This window comes from Rhizobium sp. S96 (assembly GCF_030382195.1).
Classification (GTDB): domain Bacteria; phylum Pseudomonadota; class Alphaproteobacteria; order Rhizobiales; family Rhizobiaceae; genus Rhizobium.
Map to the genome: position 1 here is coordinate 167,951 of NZ_JAUDRY010000013.1, position 12,394 is coordinate 180,344.

At 57.9% G+C, this 12,394-nt stretch carries 13 protein-coding genes; 9 read left to right on the plus strand and 4 right to left on the minus strand.

The window, feature by feature from the left end; translation table 11 throughout:
- Window positions 1–25: 25 nt before the first annotated feature.
- Entirely contained in the window at window positions 26–2,731 is a 2,706-nt protein-coding gene (locus QTL94_RS16925) for a hybrid sensor histidine kinase/response regulator (RefSeq protein WP_289802585.1), read from the minus strand.
- 340 nt (window positions 2,732–3,071) lie between these two features.
- On the opposite strand from QTL94_RS16925, the gene QTL94_RS16930 reads away from it, so the two are divergent.
- The 3 genes from QTL94_RS16930 to QTL94_RS16940 all read left to right on the plus strand — a co-directional run bounded on the left by QTL94_RS16930 (window position 3,072) and on the right by QTL94_RS16940 (window position 6,893).
- Entirely contained in the window at window positions 3,072–3,776 is a 705-nt protein-coding gene (locus QTL94_RS16930; protein WP_289802586.1) for a response regulator transcription factor, read from the plus strand.
- Between the two features lie 15 nt (window positions 3,777–3,791).
- A complete protein-coding gene (locus QTL94_RS16935) occupies window positions 3,792–5,135 on the plus strand; it encodes a sensor domain-containing phosphodiesterase (protein WP_289802587.1) in 1,344 nt (447 codons plus the stop codon).
- 1,401 nt (window positions 5,136–6,536) lie between these two features.
- On the plus strand, window positions 6,537–6,893 hold the full coding sequence (locus tag QTL94_RS16940) for a hypothetical protein (RefSeq protein WP_083199303.1): 357 nt from the start codon (window positions 6,537–6,539) through the stop codon (window positions 6,891–6,893).
- A gap of 152 nt (window positions 6,894–7,045) precedes the next feature.
- Here QTL94_RS16940 and QTL94_RS16945 read toward each other — a convergent pair whose 3' ends face one another.
- The 3 genes from QTL94_RS16945 to QTL94_RS16955 form a co-directional block, all read right to left on the minus strand.
- Window positions 7,046–7,663, minus strand: coding sequence for an SOS response-associated peptidase (locus QTL94_RS16945; RefSeq protein WP_289802588.1), 618 nt, complete (start codon window positions 7,661–7,663; stop codon window positions 7,046–7,048).
- Between the two features lie 562 nt (window positions 7,664–8,225).
- Window positions 8,226–8,408, minus strand: coding sequence for a hypothetical protein (locus QTL94_RS16950; RefSeq protein ID WP_289802589.1), 183 nt, complete (start codon window positions 8,406–8,408; stop codon window positions 8,226–8,228).
- Complete coding sequence (locus QTL94_RS16955; protein ID WP_083199304.1) at window positions 8,395–8,730, minus strand: hypothetical protein; 336 nt, start codon at window positions 8,728–8,730, stop codon at window positions 8,395–8,397. The genes QTL94_RS16950 and QTL94_RS16955 overlap by 14 nt, the downstream gene beginning before the upstream one ends.
- 485 nt (window positions 8,731–9,215) lie before the next feature.
- Between QTL94_RS16955 and QTL94_RS16960 the strand changes: the two genes are divergently transcribed.
- The 6 genes from QTL94_RS16960 to QTL94_RS28470 all read left to right on the plus strand — a co-directional run bounded on the left by QTL94_RS16960 (window position 9,216) and on the right by QTL94_RS28470 (window position 12,068).
- The gene (locus QTL94_RS16960) at window positions 9,216–9,425 is read left to right on the plus strand and encodes a cold-shock protein (RefSeq protein WP_025662430.1); all 210 of its coding nucleotides are present in this window, start codon (window positions 9,216–9,218) and stop codon (window positions 9,423–9,425) included.
- 121 nt (window positions 9,426–9,546) lie between these two features.
- Window positions 9,547–9,771: a hypothetical protein gene (locus QTL94_RS16965; RefSeq protein ID WP_065690490.1), complete on the plus strand. Its 225-nt coding sequence runs from the start codon at window positions 9,547–9,549 to the stop codon at window positions 9,769–9,771.
- A gap of 29 nt (window positions 9,772–9,800) precedes the next feature.
- Window positions 9,801–10,181: a DUF6481 family protein gene (locus tag QTL94_RS16970; protein WP_289802590.1), complete on the plus strand. Its 381-nt coding sequence runs from the start codon at window positions 9,801–9,803 to the stop codon at window positions 10,179–10,181.
- A 71-nt stretch (window positions 10,182–10,252) separates the two neighbouring features.
- Window positions 10,253–10,528 carry a hypothetical protein gene (locus QTL94_RS16975; RefSeq protein ID WP_289802591.1) on the plus strand — a complete coding sequence of 92 codons (276 nt, stop codon included), beginning with the start codon at window positions 10,253–10,255 and terminating at the stop codon, window positions 10,526–10,528.
- Window positions 10,529–10,673: 145 nt separating this feature from the next.
- Window positions 10,674–11,666 (plus strand): sensor histidine kinase, encoded by a 993-nt coding sequence (locus QTL94_RS16980; protein ID WP_289802592.1) that lies wholly within the window; start codon window positions 10,674–10,676, stop codon window positions 11,664–11,666.
- Between the two features lie 165 nt (window positions 11,667–11,831).
- Window positions 11,832–12,068, plus strand: coding sequence for a DUF6894 family protein (locus QTL94_RS28470; protein WP_502944145.1), 237 nt, complete (start codon window positions 11,832–11,834; stop codon window positions 12,066–12,068).
- Window positions 12,069–12,394: the final 326 nt, after the last annotated feature.

Consider the following 12,394-nt stretch of genomic DNA (forward strand, 5'->3'; position numbering starts at 1 on the left):
TCTGACTAATCCCCGACACAGGCGCTCATCGATCGTCCTGCGAAGCGTCGATCGCCGCCCGCAATGTCTCCGCAAGCTGCCGGCGGGTATAGGGTTTTGAAAGCGGCCGGTATCGCGACGTGTCGCAAATGCGTTCGACGTCCGCGTAGCCGGTCGCGAGGACGACCGGGACGTTCGGATACAGCGTCATGATCTTGACCGCCATAGCGTCGCCGTCGATTGGGCCGGGCATGACCACATCGGAGAAAACCAAATCGAACCGCGCGTCTGCTTTGAGGATCTGTAACGCTTCCGTTGCGTCGTTCGCGCATGTGACGAAATAACCGAGCGAAACGAGTGTGCCCGCTGCGAATTCGCGGACCATTGGATCATCCTCCACGACGAGGATTCGTTCATTGCCACCATCCAGCATCCCGTTCGAGATAGGCTCCGCGGGTATTTCGGTGGACGCCAGTCGAGGAAAGGACATGAAAATGGTTGTTCCCATGCCCGGCTCCGCTTCAATTTCGATCCGTCCCCCTGATTGCCGCACGAAGCCATACACCATGCTGAGACCTAGCCCGCTGCCCTTTCCGAAGGGCTTCGTGGTGAAGAACGGCTCAAAGGCCTTGGCCCGCGTCTCCGCGTCCATTCCGAAGCCGTTGTCCGAGATTCGCATCACCGCGTCGTCACCGCTTTGCGCCGTCGAGATTGTCAGCCTGCCGCCCTCCGGCATCGCGTCGCGCGCGTTGATGCACAGGTTCATGATCGACGCTTCCAGTTGCGCAGCGTCCGCTCTGACGTGACCTGCCGCCGGATCAAGCGCAAGATGCAGGATGATGGTTTCGCCAAGAGCAGTCGACAGCAATCCCTCCATGGCCCGTATGATCCTGTTGATGCTCAGCGACGCCGGCTCGAGGGGTTGCCGTCCCGCGAAGGTGAGTAGCTGGCGCGTGAGGGCGGCACTTTGCCGCGAGGCCTTGTGGTTCAACTGTGCGATTGCAGACAGTCGCGGATCGGCAATCTCGTCGGCCAATGTCTCCGCCGTCCCGATAATGACCGTCAGCAGGTTATTGAAATCATGGGCGACGCCGCCAGTCAGTTGACCTATCGCTTCAAGCCGCTGCGCTTGCAGTCGTTTTGCCTCGTTCAATCGTGTTTCGGTGATATCCCGGATGCCACCTACCATCCGGGTCGCCTCGCCTGCGGCATTGCGGATGATGTGGGCCTGATCCAGGACCTCGGCGTAGGTTCCCGTTCCGCGACGGAAGCGAAATTCTTCCTGCCAGGTTTCTGCTCGTCCATCAATTGCTGCAAGCACGCTTGACACCACGCGTTCGCGGTCGTCGGGATGGATCTTGGATTCCCATTCCCGAAAACCGTCCTTCACCGATACGTCCTCATGCCCGAAGACCGATGCCATGTTGCTGTTCCATTGCACATGACCTGTCGCGATGTCCCAGTCCCAGACTGCGTCTGTCGTCATCATGGCGACGATCGAGAAGCGTTCCTCGCTTTCGGCGAGCTTTTCCTCCGTTCTCTTTCTGTCGGTGATTTCGCGACCGGTCGCCACAAAATGGGTGGCGCGACCGGCCGAGCCGATAATCGGGGCGATGCTCATGTCCACCCAATACTCGCGGCCGTCCTTGGCGTAGTTGATAAGTTCGGCACGGATCGCTTCCGATCGCGCGATGGCGTTGTTGATCTCCTCGATGGTGTCGGCGTCAGTCCGTTGCCCCTGGAGAAAGCCGGGCGAACGGCCGAGCGCGTCGTGCGGTGAATAGCCGGTGATCCTGACGAAGGCGTCGTTCACGTAGACAATCGTTTGGCCGTCTTCGGGCTGTGAGCCAGCCTTTGTTATTATGACGAAGTCCTCTATTCTCGATATCGCCATTTCCAGAAGGTGCAAGTGTTGGTCGGCCGCGCGCCGCTTCGTCACATCTCGGAAATAGACGGTGAGGCCCGTGGGGCCAGGATAGGCGGTGACCGAGAACCATCCGTTGAGGGACTCGTAAAATACCTCGAAATCCGCCGTCTCGTGTTCGCGGACGGCACGTTCATAGTTCTGCCGGATGATCCCCGAGGAGGCCTCCGGAAATTCCTTCCAGATCAGGCGGCCCATAAGCGCTGATCGCGGGCGCTCCAGCAGACGTTCGGCCTGATGGTTGAGGTATGTGAAGCGCCAATCGGCGTCGAGCTGGAAAAACGCATCGCTGATATTCTCCATGGACTCGGCCAAGCGCCGCTCAAGATCCCTTGCCGTATTTTCCAGCCGCTTGCGCTCGTCGATATCCTGAAGGGCGCCCTGTATACGCGAGATGTGTCCCATCTTGTCGCGGATCGCCACGCCAATTGCGCGAACCCATTTCCGGCGGCCCGTACCATCGATGATCTTCACCTCGATATCGTAGGGCAGACCGGTCGCCACGCAAGTTTCGAAGTGCCGGATGATCGCATCTTGCCATTCCGGCGCAAAATAGCCGATCCCCTCCTCGAAGGTGACCGTCTTGCCCCTTGGTCTCTCGTGGATCGCCCAGGTTTCGTCCGACCATTCGATCCGCCGATCAGGCAGGTGCACTACCCACCCGCCGAGCTTCGCGGCCTTGCCGGCGATCTCGCGAAGAGCCTGGTTTCCGTAGAGATCTTGCGAATGTCGGCGAGCATCGCGAGACAGGGACCCATCTTTACGCAGTCGCCAGGCGATGATCAGCGTTGCTCCACCCACCCAGAGCCATGCCGTTGTCGGACGCAAGGCAACGACCAAAGCGGAGATGCCGCCACCCAGTGCGCGTCGGAAAGTCGCTGATTCCAGATCACGCTTACCTTGTTTTCGGCAGGTTTGACGTCGTGGTCGGCAGTATCGTTGTTCAGCGGGATCCGGGTCACCTTCATCTTTGCTTTGTGAAACAGTTGGAACCGGACTTCGTCAACCGGCTGGCACGCATGAACTCCCCATTTTCGACCTTGGAAAGCCTCAACCCGAAAACCATATGAGTTAAAACATGCGGCCAATGCTGCGCCCAACACCATTCGCCGCCCTATTGCGCGCGGAAAATAGGCTTGGGTCACACCACCAAACATTCGAAGAGACTATGAACATAATGATCATCGAAGATCAGCGAGACGTCGTTGATATGTTGCGGCTAAATTGGTCGGATTCCCGGGACCGGCTGGACTGTCTTGCATCCGTGAGGCAAGCGAACCGCTTCATTCATTCAAACGAACTCGCTGCCTATGACTGCATCCTCATAGACATCAACCTGACCGACGGGAGTGGGTTGGAACTGCTTCGCGCTGCGCGCTCACGCTCCGACGTGCCCATCATCATGATCTCGGGCGCTGGAGACGCCGATAGCCGGGCGGACGCCATCAGCGTCGGTGCGGATGACTATGTGATGAAGCCATTCAGCGTGAAGGAATTGCGCGCCCGCGTCCATCGCCTGCACGAGGCGCGATTGGGCCGCACTAGTCTGCGACAGAGTGTTGCTTTCAAGATCGGCAATATCGATTGCGACATCGGACGCCTGTCGATGGATTTCGATGGCGTCAGTCAGCCGCTGACCGCACTCGAGGGAAGGATACTGCAGGTCCTTTTCAACAGTGTGGGAGAAGACTGCTCGAAGTCGTGCATTGCACGCCAGGCGCTCTTTCGTGAGCACGATCCTCGTGACAAGACGATCGACGTGTACATCAACAGGCTACGCGGGAAGCTTGCGGAGCTGGATGCCGCGAGCGGTGAGGTCATCAAGACCATCCGCGGCGTCGGCTATCGCCTGAGCGAAATCCAACAACGGTAAGAATAGAAGAGCCATATGCTTCAGTGTGTTGACCGCCATGCGATTTCCCCCGAAATGTTCGGACCCGAGGGCCTCCCGCCGGACGAAGTGGCTCGCCTCAAACGTCTGAGAGAACTGTCCATTGTGTCGTCCGGCCCGGATCCGGTGCTCGATGCACTGGTCGATGCAGCCTGCCTTGCGGCCGATACGCCGATCGGCCTCATCACCTTGCTGGACGGCGAACGCCAGTGGTTCAAGTCGAAGCGGGGCATCGAAGGTGTCGGGTCCTCCAGGATGGACGCCTTCTGCGACTACACAATCCAGTCGCCGAGACCCTTCGTGGTGCCGGACGCCGCTCGCGACGTTCGCTTCGCTGAAAACCCTTTCGTCACCGGAAGCGACAGGATCCGTTTCTATGCCGGCGTGCCGCTGGAGATCGAGCCTGGGCTTCGGCTCGGCTCGCTCTGCGTGCTCGATCGGGTGCCGCGACGCCTCGGGGTCGACGTGCGCGGCATGCTGGCTCGGCTGGCGCTTTGCGTTGTGGAACGTCTCCTGCAATCCGAAGACCGCTATCTGTTGACCCGGGTCGACTCTGGTCGGCTCAATCGTGCGAAATCCGACAAGGCGGCGCTGGCACTCGCGGAAGAGGCGCTCGCACAGGGGCTCTTCACACTCCATTACCAGCCGAAGATTGCGCTCGATACGGGACGGCGCGTCGGCTTTGAGGCACTTTTGAGGCTCAAGAGGTCAGACGGATCGGTAATCGGCCCCTCGGCCTTTGCCGCGGCTCTGGACGACCCGACACTTTCCAGGCGCATCGGTGGTTATGTGCTGCAGTGCGCCGTCGCACAAGCCACTGCGTGGGAAATGGCCGGTATCGATTTCGGGCACATTGCGATCAACGTTTCGTCGTCGCAGTTCATGGCGTTTCCCGACAGCCCAAGCCTTGTGGAGGAAATCCTGGACGCGACCCGGTCGGCAGGATTGTCGCCTCGTTATATCCAGATCGAGGTCACGGAAGGGGTCATGATGTCGGAGCAGGGCGGCGATATCGGCGCGCAGCTCGAGGCGTTGCGCGCTGCAGGCTTCATCGTTGCCTTTGACGATTTCGGCACCGGCTTTGCGTCCCTCGTACATCTGAAGGAACTTGCCTATGACCAGATCAAGATCGACGGCGCCTTCGTGCGTGCGATGACAAGCTCACACGCCGATCTAGCCATCGTGAAAGCCATAATTGATATGGCGACGGCACTGGGAAAGCACGTCGTCGCCGAGGGTGTGGAAACCGTGACAGAACTCCGCGCGCTGCAAGAGCTTGGCTGCCACTATGGCCAGGGGTTCCTCTTCGGCCGCCCCACCAGCGAATGTAATATAGAGTAGGCGTTGATGCAGATGGGCAGTTTATCCCGCACCATCCTTGAGAACGGGTAGACGCACACCGTCTTCGAGACGTTTGGCCCCAGCCAGATTGGCATTGAGGCCTGCGCGACAGCTCGCGGCTCGGCGCGCAGGTTTTCGGATGCTGGCCAGAGGTCGGGCTGAGCCCGCCGACACGATGCCCCAACGCTGCTGTCATCCGTGAAGCTGTCAGGCGGCCAGGGATGCACTTCGCAACGGACTGCGCTCGCCGATGCCCTTGGTCACCTTGTCGAGGTTGTCACCGTTGTACGACCGGGAAACTTGCAAGACGTGACAGCTTATCGGCTGACGAGCCTGCGGGAAATGGGCCCTGGCATCGTGATATGTATTTCGGCCAGCGTCTCCAATCTCAAGTGGTTCGAAGGTTAGCGTGAGTTGGTAGCCTGATGGTGAGCGACGAGTGTACTGGGTAGCGCAAAAAGGCCGGCTTCCTGCCCGGACCTGTTGGGTGGGAAGCCGGCTGAGGTGTCCTGGGACACGTGGTGGAGTACCACGGTGCCATCATGGATTGGACCACGAACGGCGAAGCGTTATTCGCCTTGGCGCGCATATCCCTATGCGTTATTCCCTTACGAGGCGTTGAAGCATGGTAAAAAAGGGTTAACACCATGGGATGCTCACCGTTCACCAGGAGGGCTGGGACAGCGTGGGGCAGGAGAATCGGTTACAGTCAGCCGATCAACAGCAATCCCCCATACCTTCTGTCGAAAAGAATATGGTGATTGCATTCGGCGGCTTGGGCAGCTGTCTCGATGGTCGGCCCCGTTATCTTTCGACACTTTCCTTTGCGGGAGGCGGCATGCTTGCCGCAACCGCAGTTCCACCCAGTTCAATGTCCAATGCGTGGGGGAAGCGCGGGCGATCGTATTGCCCGCATATTGGGGCGAGCTCAGTTGAGAGCGAATAAAAAAGCACCCACGGAAGGTCCAGTCACTTACTTAAACGTGGAATCGTTGGCCCACCTTCTCCTAGACCCCTTATAACGCGAGTAATTGTGTATTGCTTGTGCCGGAGATTTTTCCGGAGGCTCGAAGCGGCTCCCAACTGCCCTCCTTCCAAGGGGACGCGTCACCAACACTGGAATTACCGGCAGACCGGGTCGGAGCAGCAATGGTTTGATTTCACTCCAGCGCACCGGAGCAGTATGTTATAAAATGGAAAAGTGCCGATGGCGCTTCCGGCCCGGCATCCGGGCTATAGTAGGCCTTCTCGCAATCGCATTCTAATAGCAGCTATGTCCCGTAAGGCGTTGGGGACCCACCCGGACCACAATCAACGCATGGAAGAAGACAGCGCGTTCCTGTCAATCGGCGAAGCAACTTCTCGGCGTTTCTTCGAGGGCTGCCTCCAAGGAGGTGTGCAATGACACTCGTCAAATCAACCGCATCCCTGATCACACTTGCGGCTATCGCTGTTGGTATTCTAATTAGAGCCGAGGCCCATCAAGCGAAGAGCGGCTGGACTTATCCTCCGGCGTGCTGCAAAGCTCACGATGTTGGTGGAGATTGTGAAGCCATTCCCGCTCAGGATATCAGCCCAGGGCCTCATGGCTTTTCCGTCTTCCTGCATGCAGGAGACCACCACCTCGCGACAAAACCGCACCGATTCTTCATCCCATATGGCGACGAGATGCCCTCGGGCGATGGCCGATATCACATCTGCCTTCATCCGACGGAAAACGACGTGAACTGTTTCTTCGCGCCGCCTGACGGTGCCTAGCCCTATTGCCCATGGTCGCCAAGACGGCTGTTGGGGACAAGAAAAAGGCCTTCTATTTCAGTTAGCTATAATAAACGAAGCTAAATGTAGAAACGACGATTTTTGCGATTCCACATATAAGTAAATGGCTGGCACGAAAGGTGATCCGATTTTCAAAATCCGTCTTGCTTCCATGTCGGATGCGGCGTTGCGACTTGCCACTCTACGTTCAGCGATCCAGCCGGAAGCGGGCGCAACAACTCTTCCTCAGGCTCGTCAAGGTCGATCCACGCTTTCCAATCCCCTGGTCGAAGGATAACGACCTGGCGATTATGAAAAGGCTTCACATCCGACCCAGGCTCGGTCGTCAACATCGCAAACGCCGATGGCTGGCCCTTTCGCCCGGGCCGCCATATCGCGGCGATCGCCATGAACGGCGCGTCGACGAGCGTGAACCGGTGTTTGACCCTCGGATGATTTTTTCCCGTAAACTCGAAGAAGGCGCTGGCTGGAACAAGACAGCGGTGGCTGGCGCCGAAATGCCTTCTCTGCGATCGATAGTTGAATAACGGGCCATGCGCGCGGGTTGGCGGAAAGCCGAACTTCATCTGCGCCAGCTCTACTATGTTGTCGCCCGCGGCTCGGATGACGGGGGCCATATCGCCTATCCTGATGTCATCACCCGGCGGCATATCCAGCTCCGTTTCTTTTATCGGAACGCCAAGCGCGAGGTTCTGCACCACCTTGCAGTATTCGACGTAGCTGGTGTGTTGTTCGTACTCATTGCACATAGCGGAAGCCTAAGTATTCGGGATTCCTTCACAGATCATCGCGATGAGAACAGGGCCATCGACCACGCTGGCGCTAAGAGTTGCAAGCCTCGTTGCCGTTGGCCATCACTGCCGACACCAGCGACAATCGGATATGCTTCACCTACCATAACTCCAGGGTTCACGGTCAGCAAGGGAGATGTCGCTGCCGCGCATTTGGGCGACCCGCTAGACTCTGAATTCGGGTGGCCAAGAGCAACGGTTCGGGTTGTTTCAAGAGAAAAGGCAACGAAGGCAATCGATGATCTCAATTCAGTGGGAATCCCACTCCATGGGGAGTGCGGCGCGGGGATCAGTGTCGTTCGGGGTGAGCGCGCTCGCACCGTGTGCATCGCCAATCCACGTCCTTCAGGTGGCATTGAACGCCACATCGACGCCACTGCGTCAAGCCCTCAAATCGTGATATCCGAAGGCGTTGCCGCCACCTCCGGGAAATTCGGCAAGCGCGGCGTGGCTGTTCCAAGTCGCGCCGCCGCATCCCTGTCGAAAGCGCTGCGCATTTTTTGCAAGCCAGAATCTATCATCAGTGCATGTTACTGCTTAGCCGGTCGCGTTCCAGGCGCAGCGCGCGAAGATGGGCATTCTTTTCGTCCTGGTAAGCTTTCTCCTGGAGGGCTATTTCCTTGGCGTGGATCGCTGTGCGTTCAGCATCAGTCACGCTGCGGCCAAGCATGCCCTTGTGGGTGAGATCTTTAATCGACGACATTTCTTGGCTCCTCCGGCGCCCCACGAACTGCACGTAAGCGTCTGTCGTTGGCAGGGGGCAGACCCCGAATTGCATACTGGTGGAGCGTGCTTGAGTGGAAGACGACCGGGTCTGATCGACCAAAGGCGCGCTCTAAAGCCGTGGAGAAGTGGACCGGATCTGTGACACCTTCGTGGAAAAGGCTGATCAGGAGCTTGGTGGCGGCATTCGTTCCTGCGCCAGGTGACACCACATCGCCGGAGTAGCCCGCATCGAACAACACCTTGTTGAGGGCGTCGGCGTGGCTCTCGTTCAGTTTTCTGGGGAGATTCTCGGAAGACACATCGTCCTCCTTCCTTTTGGGGCGAGGGTGAAATCGAGCCCTCAATCGGCAACGCCCGTTCAATGGCTACCGATGGGAGGACCTTGCGCGTCATGCGTGGGAATAGCAAATGAATTCAGCCACGGCTGATCGCTGCCCTGCAAAGGTGTCGGGAGACGGGGCGGCGTTCTGTCGAAAAGCTTGGTATCGCATCCGCGATCGCCATTTCCTTCGCTTGTCCTTTGACCGAGCGTGGGAAATGTATTGCAGCTTGGGAATGCGCCATCTCAACCTGAGGATGTTCATTCCGCTTTTGCAAAACTAATCGTTGACGTTCTGCTTTCATTCATCTACTCATATTCCATCGATCTTTTGCTTGCCGAGCTTTGTCTACCGCGTGATTGGCACCACGCTCTATTCGAACCTTCTCTTTCAAAAATAGTCGGTTTTCACCCGCGCAGCATTCGCTTCGCGGTCTCTCACTCTATGCTTTGAAAGGGTTCATCATGACCACTGGCACAGTAAAATGGTTCAATTCCACCAAGGGCTTCGGCTTCATCCAGCCTGACAACGGCGGCGCTGATGCGTTCGTTCATATCTCGGCAGTCGAGCGCGCCGGAATGCGCGAACTCGTTGAAGGCCAGAAGATCGGCTTCGAGCTCGAGCGCGACATGAAGTCGGGCAAGATGTCGGCCACCAATCTGCAGGCCGCATGAAAATGAAATTCGCTTCCCTTTGACCACGGATGTACTGGCACTGCCGGAAGCTGTTTCACTGAGGCCAGGCGTTTTGTCTGGCCTTTTCGTTTTGGCTACTAGTCAAGCTAACGAGGTTGTAGTGACAGACACATATAGCAAATCCCGCCAGCAGGCGGAGCATGCGTTCAGCACCGTTCAGACACAGTTTTTCTCCAAGAACAACGCGACAGAGGAGCTCGAAGCTGTCGCCCAGGCTCGGGACGCCAAGACGCTCCGGCTGCGGGAGGCGCGGCTTGCCAGGGAACTGTCGGATCGCATATCGGCGGCATACAATCCCATCGCCACGCCAGCCAGGAAACGCTGATCTCTTCAGCAACAACGCATAGGACGAGAATGACCAATACCAGAACCAACGAAGTCGCGGACCGCCGTGCCGCATCCGCTGACGCCAAAGCGGCCCTCCTCAATGCTTACCGCACGGCGCAGGCTGCGGCTGGCCCAGCCAAGCTCGCGAGACAGGCCGAACGCATAGCCATCGCCACCGCTCGTGAAGAGCGACGGTTTGAACGCGAGCGCGCGAAGCTCGCCGAGCAGAGCCGTATCGAGACCGAGGCGGTAGAACGTCAAGCCGCTGCCGAGGCCGCAGCAATGGCCGAGGCAGACGCGCGTGAGGCCGCCGACAAGGCCCGCATAGCGCGGGTGATCGAAGATGAGGCCGCGCGCAAGGCCGAACGCGACCGGCGCTACGCGAACCGCAAGGCAAGACAGGCCTAGTAGCCTTCGAAAGTGCGGCCTCAAAACGATCGAGCGCGGTGCGTGGCGTCCACGCAATAGAAGAGAGACCCATGGCACCGGACATAAAAGAACTACAGGCAATCAACACTGCGTGGCAGATCGCGATCCAGGAAATCCTGCGCATGGTCATCCGTGACCTTTACAGCACAGGTGGCGAAGCAGAGTTCAAGGCGCACATAAAGCGTATCGAAGAGGCCGCGGTCGATAGCATCTATACCGATCTGAGACTTCGAGGGACGAGTGAGTGGACCGAGGTGCTCGTCAAGGAGCGGGCGAGCAACTTCGTAACCACCTTACTGACCTCCTTTACCTATGACCGAGCCTGACCCTCTAGGTGAGACCAATCAAGCGCGTACTCTGTTGTCCGAATGCGCGACCTTGACTTGAATATTTTGCGGCCAGAGAGGTTGAATTATGAGGTGCCTGCCTAAATCCCTCCAGCCTAAGCCTCAACAAGCGAACGCGTTGGTCATGGAAGAGAATACAGTAGAACGCCTTGCGGCCATCGTGGATTCGTCGTTCGATGCAATCATTTACAAGGATCTTTCCGGCACGATCGCGAGCTGGAACAGCGCCGCCAGGCGCATGTTTGGCTATGCGGAAGTCGAGGCTGTTGGCCAGCCCATCTCCCTGATCTTACCCAATGACAGACGGGATGAGGAAGCTGATATCTTGCGCCTGCTGAAGCTCGGCAAGCGGATCGAAACCCTCCAGACAACGCTCCGTCATCGTGATGGGCAGTTGGTCCCAGTCTCGCTCACCATCTCTCCAATCAAGAACCGTTCCGGCGACCGCATCGGAGCATTGAGCATCGCTCGGGACATCTCAGACGCGCGCGAAAGCGAGCGCCGTCTTCGTCTTTTGATGAGAGAGATAAATCATCGCGTTAAAAACCAGTACGCGGTCGTCCTTGCGGTTATCAGGCAAACTGGAACACGTTCCCGTTCGATCGAGGATTTCGAGAGACGGGTCCGCGAGCGCATCATGGCGCTGTCTCACTCACATGATCTTCTCTCGCAGGTCGATTGGGCCGGCGTCAGACTTGCCGATCTGGTGTCTCACCAGCTCGAGCCGTTCGATGCATCATACCGGGTCAAGGTGGGTGGCCCCGAGATTGCTCTCGACGCCAACGCTGTCCTCAATCTTGGCATGGCGTTTCACGAACTGATCATGAACGCGATGCGCTTTGGATTAGCAGACCTCGACGGCATATCGGTAATGTGGAGCGTCACGACAGACGAAGGCGGGTATATTTTCGAGCTCATCTGGTGCGAGCCGGCAGTGGCTTATGCCGATTTGCTGGCGCAGGAGGAGGGGTTTGGCGCCCTCGTTCTGTGCAAGCTGGTGCCATCTGCTCTTTCCGGTCAGGCGAACTGGAATTTCGAGGACGGGTTGGTCGTCTGGAAGCTGACGGCACCGCTGGCGCGTATTCAGATTGGGTTGAGTTCTCCGGTTTCGTCCTGACAGCCTGTTCGGATCTTAGATGATCTGGCCGGCGCTGGCGCCGCACACAGCTTAGAAGCGGACCGTGCATTCCATCTGCCGACAAGAAACTAGAAAGGTAGTCGCCGACAGGCGAGGAACCAACTCTTTGCAAGGGACGTTTCCAGTAAAACAGGGAAGCGATCGATGCCAAGATTCTATTTCCACATCCGGCGAGACGGTTTCCTTGAAGTTGATGACGAAGGATTAGAGTTGTCGGGAACTGACGAAGCCATTCTGGAGGCGACACGCGCGGCGAGGGATATCCTCACTGATAGGCTCGTCGGTGGCTGCTTTGCGGACGAGGAATGCATCGAGTTGACAGCACAAGATGGCACCCTACTGCATAGGGTGCCATTTCAGTTCCATATAACGCCGGAGTAGGGCCAGAAGCGGGTCTTGCCGATTGATCTTGATGCCTCAAACACCTGGCGCCCCTTCCATACACAGAAGGCCACACGCAAATCCAATCGATCTTGCGCGCAGCACTGAGAGGTTCGCCGCTCCGAGGCCGGTCGTTCTCTAACGGCATTCAGCAGGTGCAGGCCGAGGTCTTCCTTAGAGTGTGGCTTCGAACATTGATGGATTGTCTATTGCGCGATACTGGTGAACTGCACCCCATTTCGACCGGACAGTCGGCATAAGCAGAAAGGCTCAAGCACAGGCTTGAGGACAGGCTTATGTCTAACGAGTATCGACACGTTGAATTG